A 19,030-nucleotide genomic window follows, 5' to 3' on the forward strand; every position below is an offset into this window, starting at 1 on the left:
ACAATCCATCAGAGGTTGAACATCCATGGCTGCAAATGACACCACCCCGTTGATCGAGAAACGTTCGATCGACTACATCCCGGAAGCGGAAAGACACGGTCGTCTATTGAGCCAGTTCACCCTGTGGATGGGTGCCAACCTGCAGATCACCGCGATTGTCACCGGGGCCTTGGCCGTGGTGCTGGGCGGTGATGTGTTCTGGTCGTTGATCGGCCTGTTGGTCGGTCAATTGATCGGCGGCGGCGTGATGGCGTTGCATGCGGCGCAAGGGCCCAAGCTGGGATTGCCGCAGATGATCTCCAGCCGGGTGCAGTTTGGCGTGTACGGCGCGGCGATTCCGATCGTGCTGGTGTGCCTGATGTACCTCGGCTTCACCGCCACTGGCACCGTGCTGTCCGGCCAGGCGCTGGGCCAGTTGTTCGGGGTCAGCGACAGCACTGGCATCTTGATTTTCGCCAGTGTCATCGTGCTGGTCACGGTGCTCGGTTATCGGGTGATCCACTTCATCGGTCGCGTTGCCAGCGTCATTGGCGTGATCGCCTTTGTCTACCTGTTCAGTCGTCTGATGAGCCAGACCGACGTTGGCGCACTCCTGCAGATCCGCCACTTCAGCTGGAGCAGTTTCCTGCTGGCGGTGTCGCTTGCGGCGTCCTGGCAGATCGCTTTCGGCCCTTACGTGGCGGACTACTCGCGCTATTTGCCGAGCAAGACCCCTTCGGTAAAAACCTTTCTCGCCGCCGGTGCCGGCTCGGTGAGTGGCGCGCAGGTGGCGATGGTTCTCGGCGTGTTTGCCGCGGCCATGTCCAACGGGCAATTCGCCGGTCATGAAGTGGCCTACATCGTCGGCTTGAGTGGCACTGGGGCCACTGCGGCGCTGCTGTACTTCAGCATCGCGTTCGGCAAGGTCACCATCTCCACGCTGAACTCCTACGGCAGCTTCATGTGCATTGCCACTATCATCAGCGGCTTCCGTGGCCGCCTGGAGGTCACGCGCTTGCAACGCCTGGTGTTTGTGCTGGCGATTGTCGGCACCGCGACCTTGATCGCCTTGCTCGGTCAGCATTCGTTCCTCGGCGCGTTCAAGTCTTTCATCCTGTTCCTGCTGGCGTTCTTCACGCCCTGGAGCGCGATCAACCTGGTGGACTACTACTGCATCACCCGTGAGCGTTATGACGTACCGGCGCTGGCCGATCCGAACGGTCGCTACGGTCGCTGGAACCTGCTGGGGATCAGCGTGTACGTGTTCGGCGTGCTGGTGCAATTGCCGTTCATCTCCACCAAGTTCTACACCGGTCCTTTGGTGGCTGCGCTGGGTGATGTGGACATTTCCTGGATCATCGGTCTGGTACTGCCGGCAGCGCTGTATTACCTGTGTGCGAAAAAATGGCACGGCACGGTGCCCGATCAACTGATCCTGCCAACAGAGCAGGGCGCTATACCAACAACAACCGGGCTGGCGGCACAAGCCTGATGGGACGTGGACAGGGCAGGATGCCTACTGACTGCCGTAATCCATTTCAAGATTGGGAGCGTCACAACAATGAAAATGCATAAGACCCTGATGGCCACCCTGCTCTCTGCAGGTTTGCTGGCAAGCGCTGGCGCCCAGGCAGCCGGCTGGTGCGAATCCGGCAAGCCGGTGAAATTCGCAGGCCTGAACTGGGAAAGCGGCATGTTGCTCACCGACATCCTGCAAACCGTGCTGGAAAAAGGCTACGACTGCAAAACCGACAGCCTGCCGGGCAACTCCATCACCATGGAAAACGCCCTGAGCAGCAACGACATCCAGATCTTTGCCGAAGAATGGGTGGGCCGCAGTGAGGTCTGGAACAAGGCTGAGAAGGCCGGCAAAGTCGTCGGCGTCGGCGCCCCAGTAGTCGGTGCCATCGAAGGCTGGTACGTGCCGCGTTATGTGATCGAAGGCGATGCCAAACGCAAGCTGGAAGCCAAGGCCCCCGACCTGAAAAACATCGCTGACCTGGCCAAGTACGCCTCGGTGTTCAAGGACCAGGAAGAGCCCTCCAAAGGCCGTTTCTACAACTGCCCGGCCGGTTGGACCTGCGAGCTGGACAACAGCGAAATGCTGAAAAGCTATGGCCTGGAAAATTCCTACACCAACTTCCGCCCAGGCACCGGCCCGGCGTTGGATGCAGCGGTGCTGTCGAGCTACAAGCGCGGCGAGCCGATCCTGTTCTACTACTGGTCGCCAACCCCGCTGATGGGCCAGGTCGACCTGGTCAAGCTGGAAGAAAAACCCGGTGTGGATAAAAGCGTGAGCATCAAGGTCGGCCTGTCCAAGACCTTCCACGAGCAAGCCCCGGAACTGGTGGCCGTGCTGGAAAAGGTCAACCTGCCGATCGACCTGCTGAACCAGAACCTGGGTCGCATGGCCAAGGAGCGAATTGAGTCGCCAAAACTGGCGAAAATTTTCCTCAAGGAACATCCTGAAGTCTGGCACGCCTGGGTGAGCGACGACGCAGCCAAGAAAATCGACGCGGCCTTGTAGGTCAAGCGTGCCCGGCTACCCTGAGGGGCAGCCGGGCGCCTGGCCACAACCCACTGGATCGAGAGCACGATATGTTTCCTGAGAGTTTTACGTTTTCCATCGCCGACTGGGTCAACGGTTGGGTGGACTCATTGGTCACCAACTACGGTGATGTGTTCCGGCACATTTCCGACACCCTGCTATGGGCCATCGTCAACCTGGAAGGGCTGCTGCGCGCAGCGCCCTGGTGGCTGATGCTGGCCATCGTCGGCGGCGTCGCCTGGCACGCCACCCGCAAGGTGGTGACCACGGCGGTGATCGTCGGTTTGCTGTTCCTGGTGGGCGCGGTTGGCCTGTGGGACAAGCTGATGCAGACCCTGGCCTTGATGATGGTCGCCACGGTGATCTCGGTGCTGATCGGCGTGCCGCTGGGCATTCTGTCCGCACGCAGCAATCGCCTGCGCTCGGTGCTGATGCCACTGCTCGACATCATGCAGACCATGCCGAGTTTCGTGTACCTGATCCCCGTGCTGATGCTGTTCGGTTTGGGCAAGGTCCCGGCGATTTTCGCCACCGTGATCTACGCCGCGCCGCCGCTGATCCGCCTCACCGACTTAGGCATTCGCCAGGTCGACGGCGAAGTCATGGAAGCTATCAACGCCTTTGGTGCCAACCGCTGGCAGCAACTGTTCGGCGTGCAACTGCCGCTGGCGTTGCCGAGCATCATGGCCGGGATCAACCAGACCACCATGATGGCGCTGTCGATGGTGGTGATCGCCTCGATGATCGGAGCCCGTGGCTTGGGTGAAGACGTCCTCGTCGGCATCCAGACCCTCAACGTCGGCCGTGGCCTCGAAGCCGGGCTCGCGATTGTGATTCTCGCAGTGGTCATCGACCGCATTACCCAGGCCTATGGTCGTCCACGGCATGAGGCGAGCAAATGACTACTGTCAGCAAAATCGAAGTTAAAAACGTCTTCAAGATCTTCGGCGCCCGCTCTAAGGATGCGCTGGCCATGGTCGGCCAGGGCAAGACCAAGGACCAGGTGCTGGCCGAGACCGGTTGCGTGGTCGGCGTGAACGATTTGTCGTTGAGCATCGGCACTGGCGAGATCTTCGTGATCATGGGGCTGTCGGGTTCCGGCAAGTCCACCCTGGTGCGCCACTTCAACCGCCTGATCGACCCCACCAGCGGCGCGATCCTGGTGGACGGCGAAGACATCCTGCAACTGGACATGGAAGCCCTGCGCCAATTCCGTCGGCACAAGATCAGCATGGTATTCCAGAGCTTCGGCCTGCTGCCCCACAAGAGTGTGCTCGACAACGTCGCCTACGGCCTGAAAGTGCGTGGCGAAACCAAGCAGGTCTGCGCCGAACGCGCCCTGCACTGGATCGAAACCGTGGGCCTCAAGGGCTACGAAAACAAATACCCGCACCAGCTTTCCGGCGGCATGCGCCAGCGCGTCGGCCTGGCCCGCGCCTTGGCGGCGGACACCGACATCATCCTGATGGACGAGGCTTTCAGTGCACTCGACCCACTGATCCGCGCCGAGATGCAGGACCAGTTGCTGGAGCTGCAAAAGACCCTGCACAAAACCATCGTCTTCATCACCCACGACCTCGACGAGGCCGTGCGCATCGGCAACCGTATTGCGATCCTCAAGGATGGCAAGCTGATCCAGGTCGGCACCCCTCGGGAGATCCTGCATTCGCCGGCGGATGAATATGTGGATCGGTTTGTTCAGCGGCGGGCGGCGGTGGTTTGAATTGAAGAGGTCAACCATGTTCCAGGCAGCAAAAATCATCATTGCCGACGCCCCGCTGCGCTGGCAGGACGTCGTCGCCGTCGCCCGCCAAGGCGCGGTGCTTGAACTCTCGGGCCAGGCCTGGGCGCGCATCGACAATGCCCAGGCCATCGTGCAACGCATCGTCACCAGCGGTGAGCGCGCCTATGGCGTGAACACCGGCCTGGGCGCGCTGTGCAATGTGTCGCTCAAGGGCGAGCAACTCAGCCAGCTATCGCGCAATACCTTGCTGAGTCATGCCTGTGGCGTTGGCCCGGTGCTGAGCGACGAGCAGACCCGTGCGATCATCTGCGCGGCGATCATCAACTACAGCCACGGCAAATCCGGCCTGCATCCGCAGGTGGTGCACTCGTTGCTGGCGTTGCTCAACCACGGCATCACACCGCAAGTGCCGTCCCAGGGTTCGGTGGGTTACCTGACCCACATGGCCCATGTGGGCGTGGCCTTGTTGGGCGTGGGCGATGTGAGTTACCGAGGCCGCATCGTTCCGGCTCAAGAGGCCTTGAGCGCGGAAGGATTGCATCCGGTCGTGCTTGGCGCCAAGGACGGCCTGTGCCTGGTCAACGGCACGCCGTGCATGACCGGCCTGAGCTGTCTGGCCCTGGCCGACGCCCATCACTTGCTGCAGTGGGCCGACGTGATCGGCGCCATGAGTTTTGAAGCCCAGCGCGGCCAGATCGACGCGTTTGACGAAGAGATCATCGCCTTAAAACCGCACCCTGGCATGCAACACGTCGGCATCAACCTGCGCGCCTTGCTCGATGGCAGTGAAGTGATCGCCAGCAGCAAAGGCATCCGCACCCAGGACGCCTTGAGCATCCGTTCGATCCCACAGATCCACGGTGCAGCCCGCGACCAGGTGGAACACGCCACCCGCCAGATCGAGACCGAACTCAACAGCGCCACCGACAACCCGCTGGTACTCGGCACGCCAGACCATTACCGCGTGCTGTCCCAGGCCAACCCCCACGGACAATTCGTGGCACTGGCGGCGGACATGCTGGCAATCGCCATGGCCGAAATCGGCTCGGTGGCCGAACGCCGCCTGGACCGCCTGATCAACCCGCATGTCAGTGGCTTGCCGGCGTTTCTGGTGAGCAACCCTGGGGTCAACTCCGGGATGATGATCGTGCAGTACGTCGCCGCTTCGCTGTGTGGGCAAAATCGTCAGTTGGCGCAACCGGCGGTGCTCGACAACTTCGTCACCTCGGGCCTGCAGGAAGACCACCTGAGCATGGGCACCAATGCCGCGCTCAAGCTGCACCAGGTGTTGGCCAACGTGACGCAGATCCTCGCCATCGAGTACTTGCTGGCGGCCCAGGCGTTCGAATTCTTGAAGGACCAGCGCTTCGGCGCCGGCACCGACCGCGCCTGGCGCCTGTTGCGTGAAGTGGTCCCGGCCTACGAGCAGGACCGCTGGCTGGCGCCGGACATTGCGGCCGCTGCCCAACTGCTCAAAGACACCGACTTACCGAATTTGCACTGAAGCCTTATTCAAAAGAACAATTCAAAAGGAGTATGAATGTGACTGCGCTAAACCTGATTCCAGGCCAACTGAGCCTTGCCCAACTGCGAGCCATCTACCAGCAGCCGGTAACCCTCAGTCTGGATGACAGCGCCACGGCGCAGATCGACGCCAGTGTTGCTTGCGTGGAGCAGATTCTCGCCGAGAACCGCACCGCCTACGGCATCAACACCGGTTTCGGCCTGCTGGCCTCGACCCGCATCGCCAGTGAAGACCTGGAAAACCTCCAGCGTTCCCTGGTGCTGTCCCACGCCGCCGGCGTCGGTGAGCCGATCAGCGATGCCCTGGTGCGGCTGGTCATGGTACTCAAGGTCAACAGCCTCAGCCGTGGGTTCTCCGGGATCCGCCGCCAGGTGATCGACGCGCTGATCGCGCTGATCAACGCCGAGGTGTACCCGCATATTCCGCTGAAAGGTTCAGTCGGTGCGTCCGGCGACCTGGCGCCCTTGGCGCACATGTCCCTGGTGCTGCTGGGCGAAGGCAAGGCGCGCTACAAGGGCGAATGGCTGGAAGCCACCGACGCGCTGAAAGTCGCCGGCCTGACGCCGCTGACCCTCGCCGCCAAAGAAGGCCTGGCGCTGCTCAACGGCACCCAGGTGTCCACCGCGTACGCCCTGCGTGGCCTGTTCGAAGGCGAAGACCTGTTCGCCGGTGCCCTGGCATGCGGCGCGCTCACCGTGGAAGCAGTGCTGGGTTCGCGCTCCCCCTTCGACGCACGCATTCATGCCGCACGCGGCCAGCGTGGGCAGATCGATTCAGCAGCAGCCTATCGTCACCTGCTGGGCGAAAGCAGCCAGGTGTCTCAGTCGCACCAGAACTGCGACAAGGTGCAGGATCCATACTCGCTGCGCTGCCAGCCGCAAGTCATGGGCGCGTGCCTGACCCAGTTCCGCCAGGCCGCCGAGGTGTTGGTGGTAGAAGCCAACGCCGTATCGGATAACCCGCTGGTCTTTGCCGCCGAAGGTGACGTGATTTCCGGCGGTAACTTCCACGCCGAACCGGTGGCCATGGCCGCCGACAACATGGCACTGGCCATCGCTGAAATCGGCTCGCTCAGCGAGCGCCGTATCTCGCTGATGATGGACAAGCACATGTCGCAACTGCCGCCGTTCCTGGTGGGCAATGGTGGTGTGAACTCCGGCTTCATGATCGCCCAGGTGACCGCTGCCGCGCTTGCCAGCGAAAACAAGGCGCTGGCCCATCCCCATAGCGTCGACAGTCTGCCGACCTCGGCCAACCAGGAAGACCACGTTTCGATGGCCCCGGCTGCGGGCAAGCGCCTGTGGGAAATGGCCGAGAACACCCGTGGCGTTCTCGCCGTGGAATGGCTGGCCGCGTGCCAGGGCCTGGACCTGCGCGAAGGCCTGAAAACCTCGCCTGCGCTGGAAAAAGCGCGCGGGATCCTGCGCGACAAAGTGGCGTTCTATGAGAAGGACCGTTTCTTCGCACCGGACATCAACGCCGCCAGCGAGTTGTTGGCCAGCCGCTGCCTGAATGAGCTGGTGCCGGCCAAGCTGCTGCCGAGCCTCTAAGGGCGACATTCTGTAGTGAGCGGGGCAAGCCCGCTCACTACAGTTGTCAGGCGACAGGGTCGAAATTTTCTCGGGATAAAAATAACTAGGGAAGAGAAATGCACCAGCAAGAGAAAGGATTGAAACGCGGGCTCAGCGCCCGACATATTCGCTTCATGGCACTCGGTTCCGCGATCGGCACCGGGCTGTTCTATGGCTCCGCCTCCGCCATCCAGATGGCCGGTCCCGCTGTGCTGCTGGCCTACCTGATCGGCGGCGCCGCTGTATTCATGGTGATGCGCGCCCTCGGCGAAATGGCCGTGCACAACCCGGTGGCCGGTTCGTTCGGCCAGTACGCAAGCACCTACCTGGGCCCCATGGCCGGGTTTATCCTCGGGTGGACCTACGCCTTTGAGATGATCATCGTCTGCCTGGCCGACGTCACCGCCTTCGGTATCTACATGGGCTTCTGGTTTCCCGACGTCGCGCGTTGGGTCTGGGTGCTCGGCATTGTGTTTTTGATCGGCGGCCTGAACCTGTGCAACGTCAAAGTGTTTGGCGAAATGGAGTTCTGGCTGTCGCTGCTCAAGGTCGGTGCCATTGTGGCGATGATCCTCGGCGGGTTTGGCATCATGCTGTTCGGCATTCATTCGGCCGGTGAAACCCAGGCCAGCGGCCTCAGCAATCTGTGGGCCCACGGCGGTTTCATGCCCAACGGCATTGGCGGCCTGATCGCCTCGTTCGCGGTGGTGATGTTTGCCTTTGGCGGCATCGAAATCATCGGCATCACCGCCGGTGAAGCCAAGGACCCACAGCGCGTGATCCCCAAGGCGATCAACGCGGTGCCGCTGCGCATCCTGTTGTTCTACGTTCTGACCCTGTTCGTGCTGATGGCCATCTATCCATGGCCGCAAATCGGCAGCCAGGGCAGCCCGTTCGTGCAGATCTTCAGCAACCTCGGCATCGGCTCGGCGGCGACCATTCTCAATATCGTGGTGATCTCGGCGGCCGTTTCGGCGATCAACAGCGACATCTTCGGCGCCGGCCGCATGATGTACGGCCTGGCCCAGCAAGGGCAGGCGCCCAAAGGCTTTGCGCAATTGTCGAAACACGGCGTGCCGTGGATGACTGTTGTGGTGATGGGCGCGGCGCTGCTCGGCGGTGTGGTGCTCAACTACCTGATCCCGGAAAACGTGTTCCTGCTGATCGCCTCGATTGCCACCTTCGCCACCGTGTGGGTGTGGCTGATGATCCTGTTCACCCAGGTCGCCATGCGCCGTTCGATGACTAAAGAGCAGGTGGCCGAACTGAAATTCCCCGTGCCGTTCTGGCCCTATGCGCCGGCGGCCGCCATTGTGTTCATGCTGTTCGTGTTTGGCGTGCTGGGTTACTTCCCGGACACCCAGGCCGCTTTGCTGGTCGGTGCTGTGTGGATCGTGCTGCTGGTGGTGGCTTACCTGCTGTGGGTCAAGCCCGCTGCCGGGCAAGCGGCCAAGGTCCATTACGACCCGGCTTTGTCTCATCGTTAATCTAGGGAGGCGTTGATGAAAACGCTTTGGCAACACTGCCACGTCGCAACCATGGCACAGGGCAAATACTCGATCATCGAGGATGCCGCCATGGTCACAGCGGGTTCGCTCATCGAGTGGATCGGCCCCCGCAGCCAGGCGCCCACGGCGGATTACGCCCAGGTGCATGACCTGCAAGGCGCGTGGGTCACCCCCGGGCTGATCGACTGCCACACCCACACGGTGTTCGGCGGCAACCGCAGCGGCGAGTTCGAGCAACGCCTCGAAGGCGTGAGCTACGCCGAGATCGCGGCCAAGGGCGGCGGTATTGCCAGCACTGTGCGTGCCACCCGTGCGGCGACGGAAGATGAACTGTTTGCCAGCGCTGAAAAACGCCTGCGCAGTCTGCTACGCGATGGCGTGACCACCGTGGAGATCAAGTCCGGCTACGGCCTGGACCTGGCCAACGAACGCAAGATGCTGCGCGTCGCCCGTCGCCTTGGTGAAGCGCTGCCGGTCAGCGTGCGCGCCACGTGCCTGGCGGCCCACGCGTTGCCGCCGGAATACAAGGACCGCGCCGACGACTACATCGAGCACATCTGCGCCGAGATGCTGCCGGCCTTGGCGGCGGAAGGGCTGGTGGACGCGGTGGATGCGTTTTGTGAATACCTGGCGTTTTCCACCGAGCAGGTGGAGCGCGTGTTCAAGGTTGCCCAGCAACTCGGCCTGCCGGTGAAACTGCACGCCGAGCAACTCTCATCGCTGCACGGCTCCAGCCTGGCGGCGCGTTACCAGGCGCTGTCGGCGGACCACCTGGAGTTCATGACCGAAGAAGACGCCATCGCCATGGCCGCTGCCGGCACCGTCGCGGTGCTGCTGCCGGGCGCGTTCTACTTCCTGCGCGAAACCCAGTTGCCGCCGATGGACGCCCTGCGCAAGCACGGCGTGAAAATCGCCATCGCCAGCGACCTCAACCCCGGCACCTCGCCGGCTCTGTCGGTGCGCCTGATGCTGAACATGGCCTGCACACTGTTCCGCATGACCCCGGAAGAAGCCTTGGCGGGCGCCACTCAACATGCGGCCACTGCGTTGGGCATGGGCGATACCCACGGCTCCCTGGAAGTGGGCAAGGTCGCGGATTTCGTCGCCTGGCAGATTGATCGTCCTGCCGACCTGGCCTATTGGCTGGGCGGCGAGCTGGATAAACGCGTCGTGCGCCATGGCGTCGATGTCACTGTTTGAGGAGTACTGTTCGTGGATAAGGTTCTGAACTTCAAACAAGGCCGTGTGCCGCTGCTGATCAGCATGCCCCACGCCGGCCTGCGCCTGACGCCTGCTGTCGAGGCGGGGTTGATTCCCGAGGCGCAAAGCCTGCCGGACACCGATTGGCATATCCCCACGCTGTATGACTTTGCCGAGGAACTGGGTGCTAGCACTTTGTCGGCAGAATATTCCCGATTTGTGATCGACCTGAACCGGCCATCCGACGACAAGCCGCTGTATGTCGGCGCCACCACCGGGCTGTATCCGGCGACGCTGTTCGACGGCGTGCCCTTGTTCCGCGAGGGGCTGGAGCCGAACGAGACCGAGCGCGCCAGTTACTTGCAGAAAATTTGGGGCCCGTATCACCGCACCCTGCAGGAGGAACTGGCACGGCTCAAGGCCGAGTTCGGCTACGCCTTGCTGTTCGATGCGCACTCGATCCGTTCGGTCATCCCGCACCTGTTCGAAGGCAAGCTGCCGGACTTCAACCTCGGCACCTTCAATGGCGCCGCCTGTGATCCGGAACTGGCCAGCCAGTTGGAAGCTATTTGCGCGACGCATCCGCAGTACACCCATGTGCTGAACGGGCGCTTCAAGGGCGGCCACATCACCCGGCATTACGGTGACCCGGGCCAGGATATCCACGCGGTGCAGCTGGAGCTGTGCCAGAGCGCCTATATGGAAGAGTTCGAGCCGTTCCGGTATCGAGCGGATCTGGCCGAGCCGACGCGGGTGGTGCTCAAGCAATTGTTGCAAGGTTTGTTGGCGTGGGGGCAGAAGCGCTACGGCTGACCGTCTGTCGCCTGGGTGCAAAACCCGGTCGCCACAGGTCGCTTTTATCGAGGTCTCGCTGGGTAAGGTTGTGGATACGGCGCGTCAGACGCCACTCCTACAATAAAGCTGCCGAGTGAGACCTCTTCCATGAAAAAACTGTTGTTGACCCTCACCGGCGCCGCGTTGCTCAGCGCCAACGCCATGGCCGCCGAACCGGCCTCCTGCAAGAACATCCGCATGGGCGTGGTCAGTTGGACCGACGTGGTCGCCACTTCCGGCATGGCCGACGTGCTGCTCAATGGCCTCGGCTACGACAGCAAGCAGACCAGCGCCGTGCAGCAGATCATCTTTGCCGGCATCCGCGACAAGCGCCTGGATATTTTCCTCGGTTACTGGAAACCGGCGATGGACAACAACATCGCGCCGTTCCTGGCGGCCAAGCAGGTCAAGGTATTCGATACACCCAGCCTCGCCGACGCCCAGGCCACCCTGGCCGTGCCGCAATACGTGGCGGATGCGGGCTTGAAGACCTTCGCCGATATCGCCCGTTTCAAGGACAAGCTCGGCGGCAAGATCTATGGCATCGAGCCGGGCAGCGGTGCCAACACCGATATCCAGAAAATGATCGACACCAACCGCTTCGGCCTTGGCGGCTTCAAGTTGGTTGCCTCCGGTGAAGCCGGGATGCTGGCAGCGGTGCAGCGCGCGGTGAATCGCAAGGAATTCGTGGTGTTCGTCGGTTGGACCCCGCACCCGATGAACATCAATATGAAGATGGCCTATCTCACCGGCAGTGAAGACGTATTCGGCCCCGACGAAGGCCGCGCCACCGTCTCCACCGTCACTGCGCCGGATTTTGCCGAGCGCTGCCCCAATGCCAATCGTCTGTTGGAAAACCTCACCTTCACTGCTGCCCAGGAAAGCCAGTTGATGGTGCCGATCATGGAGCGCAAATCGCCGCAGGACGTGGCCAAGCAATGGCTGCGTGATCACCCCGAGGATTTGCAGCGCTGGCTGGCTGGGGTCAAGGCGTTCGATGGCAGCGATGGGGCGGCGGCAGTGCAGGCGAGTCTCAAATGAGTCGATACCCGATCTCGCCAGAATTGGCAGCGTTCGTGGAGAAGACTGAGTCCTTCACCCGTGACGACTCATCGCTGGCGGGCTTACGCCAAAACTACGACAGCATGTGCCAGGCATTCACCCCGGCGAAACCCGAAGGCTTGCAGGTCGAAGACTTGACCCTGGCCGGCGTAGGCGTGCGCAGTTATCTGCCGACCTCGCCGGTTCCTGCTGATGGCTGGCCTTGCCTCCTTTATATGCACGGCGGCGGTTGGGTCGTCGGCGGGCTGGATTCCCACGATTTCATCTGCTTCGAGCTGGCCACGGCCTTGCAGGTGTTGGTGATCGCCATCGATTACCGGCTGGCGCCTGAACACCCGTTCCCGGCCGCCTATGAGGATTGTCGCGCCGTGTGGCAGGCCATCCAGGCGAGGCAGGCGCCGTATGCCATCGACCTGCGGCGCCTGGTGGTCATGGGCGACAGTGCAGGCGGCAACCTGGCGGCAGCATTGTGTATGGGATTGCGCGACGACGGGCAACCGTTGCCGCGCGCCCAGGTCTTGATCTATCCGGGGTTGGGCGGCCCCTGCGACTTGCCATCGCGGCGCGACTGCATGGACGCGCCCTTGCTCAGCAGCGCCGACACCGATGGCTACCTGGCGCTGTACCTGCAGGGCAGTGGCAACCCGTCACCCTACGCGATGCCGCTGCTGGCCGCAGACTTCAGCGGTTTGCCCAAGGCGTTGATCGCCGTGGCCCAGTTCGACCCGCTGCGCGACGACGGCATGCTCTACGCCGAACGTCTGGAGGCGGCAGGCGTGGCCGCCGTGCTGTATCCCGGCAAAGGCCTGGTCCACGGCTGCCTGCGGGGGCGGCGGCAAGCGCCGGAAGTGGACCGGCTCTATGAATACCTGCTGGACTACCTGGGGAGCGAAGGGCTGACACAGGTCTAAGTGCTCTAGGACATGCTCATTGCACAATTCGGGTTTATAGTGCCAGACGGCAAAATAAAAGACGTCCCCCCAGGGATGAACCCGACCCCTTACGGAGCGCGCAATGCAGACTTGGTTCCCGCAGATCAAACCCCACGCCCGGCACGATCTGGCCGTCGATGACATCCACACGCTGTACGTCGATGAAAGTGGCTCCCCCGAAGGCTTGCCCGTCGTCTTTATCCATGGTGGCCCGGGTTCCGGTTGTGATGCCCAGAGCCGTTGCTATTTCGACCCTAACTTGTACCGCATCGTCACCTTCGACCAGCGTGGCTGCGGGCGCTCCACCCCGCGCGCCAGCCTGGAAAACAACACCACCTGGGACCTGGTCGCCGACCTTGAGCGCATCCGCGAGCATCTGGGCATCGACAAGTGGGTACTGTTCGGCGGCTCGTGGGGCTCGACCCTGTCACTGGCCTACGCGCAAACCCATCCCGAGCGTGTGCTCGGCCTGATCGTGCGCGGCATTTTCCTGGCCCGGCCGCAGGACATCCATTGGTTCTACCAGGAAGGCGCGAGCCGCCTGTTCCCGGATTACTGGCAGGACTACATTGCGCCGATCCCGCCGGAAGAGCGTCACGACATGATCGCGGCCTACCACAAGCGCCTCACCGGCAACGACCAGATCGCCCAGATGCACGCGGCCAAGGCCTGGTCCGGCTGGGAAGGGCGCATGCTCGGCCTGTGCCCGAGCCCGCAGCATGTGGAGCGGTTTTCCGAGCCACAGCGCGCGCTGTCCATCGCGCGGATCGAGTGCCACTACTTCACCAACAACTCCTTCCTGGAGCCCAACCAGCTGATCCGCGATATGCACAAGATCGCCCATCTGCCTGGCGTAATCATTCACGGGCGCTACGATATGATTTGCACTTTGGATAACGCCTGGGAGTTGCACCAGGCGTGGCCCAACAGTGAGTTGCAGGTGATTCGCGAGGCCGGCCATGCCGCGTCCGAGCCCGGCATCACCGATGCCTTGGTGCGGGCGACCAGCCAGATGGCACGTCGCTTGCTCGACCTGCCGCCCGAAGAAGCATGAAGGGCCTGCTGCAACGGGTGCGCGGCGCCCGGGTCGAGGTTGCGGGCGAAATCGTCGGCGCCATCGACCAGGGGTTGCTGGTGCTGGTGGCCGTCGAGCCTGCGGATACGCCGGAGAGTGCCGATAAGCTGTTACACAAGCTGTTGAACTATCGGGTGTTCAGCGACGACGAAGGCAAGATGAACCGGTCGTTGAAGGATATCGACGGCGGTTTGTTGCTGGTGTCGCAGTTCACCCTGGCGGCGGATACCAAGAGCGGGCTGCGGCCGAGCTTCTCTACAGCGGCCCCACCGGCCCTGGGAGCGGCGCTTTTTGATCACTTGCTGTTACAAGCGCAACAATTGCATGGCAAGGTGGCGTCAGGGCGTTTTGGCGCGGATATGCAGGTGCATTTGGTCAATGATGGCCCTGTGACCTTCCTCTTGCAGACGTGAATGTATTAAAAATGACTTTTAATGCCTAAAAACGCAGGGTTTCGCTACAAATACTTCGTTATCCCTGATGCGTTGTTTCGCGGGCTACTAGATAATCGCGCGCTACGGGGATCAGCGTTGTTTGGTCCATTTTTGACTTAGGTAGAGACTTGTCCGACAACCCATGGGGAATCATTTTGCCCCAGGGGAGTCGGAACAATGCTCGCCAACCTGGCATATAGATAGCTGGCCGTTGGTTTTTTGATCTGTTTTCGGCGAGGGTTGCTCGTGATTGTTAGTCCCTGTAATGCACCAAAATTGTCTGCCAAACGGTTACGAAACGCACTGGTGACGGGCTCCGCCCTGTTTTGCCTGTTCGGCGCGGGTCAACTGTGGGCATTCAGTCTGGATGATGTGTCGGCCAAGGCAAAAGAGCTGGCCGGGCAGAAATACGAAGCTCCGCGCAGCAATCTGCCGAACGAATTCCGCGAAATGAAGTTCGCGGACTATCAGAAGATTCGTTTCCGCAACGAAAAAGCCGAGTGGGCTGATCAAAACACCCCGTTCAAGCTGTCCTTCTATCACCAGGGTATGCACTTCGATACACCGGTGAAAATCAACGAAGTCACCGCCGACAGCGTCCAGGAAATCAAATACGACCCGACGCGCTTCGATTTCGGCGACGTGAAGTTTGATCCTAAAGCCACCGAACAGCTGGGTTATGCCGGCTTCCGTGTGCTGTACCCGATCAACAAGGCCGACAAACAAGACGAAATCATGACCATGCTCGGCGCGAGCTACTTCCGCGTAGTCGGCAAGGGCCAGGCGTACGGTCTGTCTGCCCGTGGCATGGCGATCGACACTGCATTGCCGTCCGGCGAAGAATTCCCGCGTTTCACCGAGTTCTGGATCGAGCGTCCAAAGCCGGGTGAGAAAACACTGGTGATTTTTGCCCTGTTGGACTCCCCACGCGCGACCGGCGCGTATCGACTGATCCTGCGTCCGGGCACCGACACCATTGTCGACGTGAAATCCCAGATGTTCCTGCGCGACAAGGTCAGCAAACTGGGCGTTGCCCCGTTGACCAGCATGTACCTGTTCGGCGCGAATCAGCCTTCCAAAGTGCTGAACTACCGTCGTGAGCTGCACGATTCCAGCGGTCTGTCGATCCATGCCGGTAATGGCGAGTGGATCTGGCGCCCACTGAACAACCCAAAACACCTGTCGGTCAGCAACTTCACCGTAGAAAACCCGAAGGGTTTCGGCCTGCTGCAACGCGGTCGCGACTTCAGCCACTACGAAGACCTCGACGACAACTACGATAAGCGCCCAAGCGCCTGGATCGAGCCTGAGGGCGACTGGGGCAAAGGCACCGTCAATCTGGTAGAGATTCCGACTGCCGATGAAACCAACGACAACATCGTTGCGTTCTGGAGCCCTGCGGAACTGCCGGAAGTCGGCAAGCCGCTGGACGTTTCCTACCGCTTGCACTGGACCATGGACGAAAAATCCCTGCACCCAAGCGACAGCGCCTGGGTCAAGCAGACCCTGCGTTCTACCGGTGACGTGAAGCAATCCAACCTGATCCGCCAGCCAGACGGCAGCGTGGCCTACCTGGTGGACTTCGAGGGCCCGTCCCTCAAGGCCCTGCCATCGGATGCCCCGGTGCGCAGCCAAGTGAGTGTCAGCGACAACGCTGAACTGGTTGAGAACAGCGTGCGCTACAACGAACACACCAAAGGCTGGCGCCTGACCCTGCGCATGAAGATCAAGGACGCAGGCAAGCCGACCGAAATGCGCGCAGCGCTGGTGCAAGATGTTGCCCCACCTGCGCCTGAACAGGACTCGAGCCACGTGCTCAAGGCTGACAAGGTCCTGGCCAAGCAGCACGAGAAACAGGCCAAGAAAGACGCGAAAGACAAGGAAGCCAAGCAGCCAGAAGCTGCCCCAGCCACACCGGAGCCGATCAAGACCGAACAAGTCCTGACCGAAACCTGGAGCTATCAGTTGCCTGCCGATGAGTAATTCTCAAGTCCAGCCAGAAACTCTGCAGGAGTATCTGGCGCATCTACCGATGACCGCTGAGCAGCGCGCCGAATTGGCGGGCTGCACATCCTTCACCGAGCTGCACGAACGCTTGTCGTCCTCGACCTTCGACGCGCCGGTCGACGCCGCCCAGGCGTCGGTTGGCACGCGGTTGACCCTCAACACCGCCGAAGAGCTGCAAGACGCCGAAATGCTGGCGGTCGACGCTGCTGGCCGCGTGTGCCTGAAGGCCACGCCGCCAATCCGTCGTACCCGCGTGGTGCCGGAGCCGTGGCGCACCAATATCCTGGTGCGCGGCTGGCGCCGACTCACCGGGCGCAGCAATCCTCCGGCGCCGCCGAAGGATGAGCGTGTATTGCCGGCCGCGCGCTGGCGTACCGTCGGTTCGATCCGTCGTTACATCCTGCTGGTGCTGATGCTCGGCCAGACCATCGTGGCTGGCTGGTACATGAAAGGCATCATGCCGTACCAGGGTTGGTCGCTGGTCGACTTCGACGAAATCCGCAACCAGACCCTGCTGCAGACTGCTACCCAGGTACTGCCTTACGCCCTGCAAACCAGCATCCTGATCATGTTCGGGATCCTGTTCTGCTGGGTATCGGCGGGTTTCTGGACCGCGTTGATGGGCTTCCTGGAATTGCTGACGGGTCACGATAAATACCGGATCTCCGGTAAAAGTGCCGGTGACGAGCCGATTCCGAAAGACGCCCGTACCGCGCTGGTGATGCCGATCTGCAACGAAGACGTGCCTCGGGTATTCGCCGGTTTGCGCGCCACGTTCGAATCGGTCGCCGCCACCGGTGACCTGGACCGCTTCGATTTCTTCGTGCTCAGCGACAGTAATGACGCCGACATCTGCATCGCCGAACAGCAAGCCTGGCTCGACGTGTGCCGCGAAGCCGGTGGCTTCGGCAAGATCTTCTATCGCCGTCGCCGCCGTCGCGTGAAGCGCAAGAGTGGCAACCTCGACGACTTCTGCCGTCGTTGGGGCGGTGACTACAAGTACATGGTCGTGCTCGACGCGGACAGCGTGATGAGCGGCGAATGCCTGACCAGCCTGGTACGCCTGATGGAAGCCACGCCGGATGCCGGGATCATCCAGACCGCGCCGCGTGCGTCGGGCATGGACACCCTGTATGCGCGCATGCAGCAGTTCGCTACCCGCGTGTATGGCCCGCTGTTCACCGCCGGCCTGCACTTCTGGCAGCTGGGTGAATCCCACTACTGGGGTCACAACGCAATCATCCGCATGAAGCCGTTCATCGAGCACTGCGCCCTGGCGCCGTTGCCGGGCAAAGGCGCGTTCGCCGGTTCCATCCTGTCCCACGACTTCGTTGAAGCGGCGTTGATGCGCCGTGCCGGCTGGGGCGTGTGGATTGCCTACGATTTGCCGGGCAGCTATGAAGAGTTGCCGCCGAACCTGCTGGACGAACTCAAGCGTGACCGTCGCTGGTGCCACGGTAACCTGATGAACTTCCGCCTGTTCCTGGTGAAGGGCATGCACCCGGTGCACCGTGCGGTGTTCCTGACCGGCGTGATGTCCTACTTGTCGGCGCCGTTGTGGTTCCTGTTCCTGGTGCTGTCCACGGCCCTGCTGGCGGTGAACACCCTGATGGAACCGCAGTACTTCATGGCGCCACGCCAGTTGTACCCGCTGTGGCCGCAATGGCATCCGGACAAGGCGGTGGCGCTGTTCTCCACCACCATCGTGTTGCTGTTCCTGCCGAAACTGCTGAGCATCATCCTGATCTGGGCCAAGGGCGCGAAAGAGTTCGGCGGCAAGTTCAAGGTGACCTTGTCGATGCTGCTGGAGATGCTGTTCTCCATGCTGCTGGCGCCGGTGCGGATGATTTTCCACACCCGCTTTGTACTCGCCGCGTTCCTCGGCTGGGCTGCGACCTGGAACTCGCCGCAGCGTGACGACGACTCCACCCCATGGAGCGAAGCGGTCAAGCGCCACGGTCCGCAAACCGTGTTGGGCTTCCTGTGGGCCCTGCTGGTGGTGTGGTTGAACCCGAGCTTCCTGTGGTGGTTGGTGCCGATTGTGGGGTCGCTGATGCTGTCGATCCCGGTGTCGGTGATCTCCAGCCGTGTCGGGCTGGGCCTCAAGTCCCGCGACGAGAGCCTGTTCCTGATCCCCGAGGAATACAATCCGCCGCAAGCGTTGCTGTCGACCGAGCAGTACACCCACGAAAACCGTTGGCATGCGCTGAACGATGGCTTCGTGCGCTCGGTGGTCGACCCGCAGCAGAACGCCCTGGCCTGCGCCTTGGCGACCTCGCGTCACCGTGAAGCGGAGCCGATCGAGTACCTGCGTACCGAACGTGTGCGTCACGCGTTGAAAGTCGGCCCGGCCGGCCTCAACAACGGTGAACGCCTGGCTCTGTTGAGCGACCCGGTCGCCCTGGCTCGCCTGCATGAGCACGTCTGGAACGAAGGCCATGCCGAGTGGCTCGCCGCCTGGCGTGACTCGATCAAGGCTGATCCGCACGCGCCGTTGCTGCCGCTGCAACCGCTGTCGTCCCAGGCCCAACCGGCCTGATTCAGACGCCCCCGAGGGTTCTCTTCGGGGGCGTTCCAAACGCTGGTCCTACAGCGTTTTCCGCTCCCTCCT

General features: G+C 61.9%; 14 protein-coding genes and 1 pseudogene. All 15 read left to right on the forward strand.

The window, feature by feature from the left end:
- Positions 1–25: 25 nt before the first annotated feature.
- Positions 26–1,471, forward strand: coding sequence for a cytosine permease (locus H096_RS08850; RefSeq protein WP_033897717.1), 1,446 nt, complete (start codon positions 26–28; stop codon positions 1,469–1,471).
- A gap of 69 nt (positions 1,472–1,540) precedes the next feature.
- Positions 1,541–2,506, forward strand: a complete 966-nt coding sequence (locus tag H096_RS08855; protein ID WP_033897718.1) for an ABC transporter substrate-binding protein — start codon at positions 1,541–1,543, stop codon at positions 2,504–2,506.
- Between the two features lie 71 nt (positions 2,507–2,577).
- On the forward strand, positions 2,578–3,429 hold the full coding sequence (locus H096_RS08860) for a proline/glycine betaine ABC transporter permease (protein ID WP_010213842.1): 852 nt from the start codon (positions 2,578–2,580) through the stop codon (positions 3,427–3,429).
- Positions 3,426–4,250 carry a glycine betaine/L-proline ABC transporter ATP-binding protein gene (locus H096_RS08865; protein ID WP_005783958.1) on the forward strand — a complete coding sequence of 275 codons (825 nt, stop codon included), beginning with the start codon at positions 3,426–3,428 and terminating at the stop codon, positions 4,248–4,250. Before H096_RS08860 ends, H096_RS08865 begins: the two co-directional genes overlap by 4 nt.
- A 16-nt stretch (positions 4,251–4,266) precedes the next feature.
- Complete coding sequence (gene hutH / locus H096_RS08870; protein ID WP_033897719.1) at positions 4,267–5,775, forward strand: histidine ammonia-lyase; 1,509 nt, start codon at positions 4,267–4,269, stop codon at positions 5,773–5,775.
- Positions 5,776–5,807: 32 nt separating this feature from the next.
- Positions 5,808–7,346 (forward strand): histidine ammonia-lyase, encoded by a 1,539-nt coding sequence (gene hutH, locus H096_RS08875; protein WP_156717472.1) that lies wholly within the window; start codon positions 5,808–5,810, stop codon positions 7,344–7,346.
- Between the two features lie 98 nt (positions 7,347–7,444).
- Positions 7,445–8,854 (forward strand): amino acid permease, encoded by a 1,410-nt coding sequence (locus H096_RS08880; protein WP_033897720.1) that lies wholly within the window; start codon positions 7,445–7,447, stop codon positions 8,852–8,854.
- Positions 8,855–8,869: 15 nt separating this feature from the next.
- Positions 8,870–10,075, forward strand: coding sequence for an imidazolonepropionase (gene hutI, locus H096_RS08885; RefSeq protein WP_033897721.1), 1,206 nt, complete (start codon positions 8,870–8,872; stop codon positions 10,073–10,075).
- 12 nt (positions 10,076–10,087) lie between these two features.
- Positions 10,088–10,888: an N-formylglutamate deformylase gene (gene hutG / locus H096_RS08890; RefSeq protein WP_033897722.1), complete on the forward strand. Its 801-nt coding sequence runs from the start codon at positions 10,088–10,090 to the stop codon at positions 10,886–10,888.
- 129 nt (positions 10,889–11,017) lie between these two features.
- Positions 11,018–11,950, forward strand: a complete 933-nt coding sequence (locus H096_RS08895) for a choline ABC transporter substrate-binding protein (RefSeq protein WP_033897723.1) — start codon at positions 11,018–11,020, stop codon at positions 11,948–11,950.
- Positions 11,947–12,882: an alpha/beta hydrolase gene (locus H096_RS08900; protein ID WP_033897724.1), complete on the forward strand. Its 936-nt coding sequence runs from the start codon at positions 11,947–11,949 to the stop codon at positions 12,880–12,882. Before H096_RS08895 ends, H096_RS08900 begins: the two co-directional genes overlap by 4 nt.
- Before the next feature lie 103 nt (positions 12,883–12,985).
- Entirely contained in the window at positions 12,986–13,957 is a 972-nt protein-coding gene (gene pip / locus H096_RS08905; RefSeq protein ID WP_033897725.1) for a prolyl aminopeptidase, read from the forward strand.
- Positions 13,954–14,391, forward strand: coding sequence for a D-aminoacyl-tRNA deacylase (gene dtd / locus H096_RS08910; protein ID WP_033897726.1), 438 nt, complete (start codon positions 13,954–13,956; stop codon positions 14,389–14,391). Before pip ends, dtd begins: the two co-directional genes overlap by 4 nt.
- A gap of 267 nt (positions 14,392–14,658) precedes the next feature.
- Positions 14,659–16,395 (forward strand): glucan biosynthesis protein G, encoded by a 1,737-nt coding sequence (locus tag H096_RS08915; protein ID WP_033897864.1) that lies wholly within the window; start codon positions 14,659–14,661, stop codon positions 16,393–16,395.
- Positions 16,388–18,960 (forward strand): annotated as a pseudogene (gene mdoH, locus H096_RS08920) (glucans biosynthesis glucosyltransferase MdoH); the annotation flags it as partial. The gene H096_RS08915 and the pseudogene mdoH, both read left to right, overlap by 8 nt.
- Between the last annotated feature and the right edge of the window lie 70 nt (positions 18,961–19,030).

It is taken from the genome of Pseudomonas sp. FH1 (genome assembly GCF_000510895.2).
GTDB lineage: Bacteria > Pseudomonadota > Gammaproteobacteria > Pseudomonadales > Pseudomonadaceae > Aquipseudomonas > Aquipseudomonas azotoformans_A.

Excerpts from the sequence above, each read along its gene's own strand:
- H096_RS08850 (WP_033897717.1), top strand. The coding sequence starts at position 26 with ATGGCTGCAAATGACACCACCCCGTTGATCGAGAAACGTTCGATCGAC.
- H096_RS08855 (WP_033897718.1), top strand. The coding sequence starts at position 1,541 with ATGAAAATGCATAAGACCCTGATGGCCACCCTGCTCTCTGCAGGTTTG.
- H096_RS08860 (WP_010213842.1), top strand. The coding sequence starts at position 2,578 with ATGTTTCCTGAGAGTTTTACGTTTTCCATCGCCGACTGGGTCAACGGT.
- H096_RS08865 (WP_005783958.1), top strand. The coding sequence starts at position 3,426 with ATGACTACTGTCAGCAAAATCGAAGTTAAAAACGTCTTCAAGATCTTC.
- hutH (WP_033897719.1), top strand. The coding sequence starts at position 4,267 with ATGTTCCAGGCAGCAAAAATCATCATTGCCGACGCCCCGCTGCGCTGG.
- hutH (WP_156717472.1), top strand. The coding sequence starts at position 5,808 with ATGAATGTGACTGCGCTAAACCTGATTCCAGGCCAACTGAGCCTTGCC.
- H096_RS08880 (WP_033897720.1), top strand. The coding sequence starts at position 7,445 with ATGCACCAGCAAGAGAAAGGATTGAAACGCGGGCTCAGCGCCCGACAT.
- hutI (WP_033897721.1), top strand. The coding sequence starts at position 8,870 with ATGAAAACGCTTTGGCAACACTGCCACGTCGCAACCATGGCACAGGGC.
- H096_RS08895 (WP_033897723.1), top strand. The coding sequence starts at position 11,018 with ATGAAAAAACTGTTGTTGACCCTCACCGGCGCCGCGTTGCTCAGCGCC.
- H096_RS08900 (WP_033897724.1), top strand. The coding sequence starts at position 11,947 with ATGAGTCGATACCCGATCTCGCCAGAATTGGCAGCGTTCGTGGAGAAG.
- pip (WP_033897725.1), top strand. The coding sequence starts at position 12,986 with ATGCAGACTTGGTTCCCGCAGATCAAACCCCACGCCCGGCACGATCTG.
- dtd (WP_033897726.1), top strand. The coding sequence starts at position 13,954 with ATGAAGGGCCTGCTGCAACGGGTGCGCGGCGCCCGGGTCGAGGTTGCG.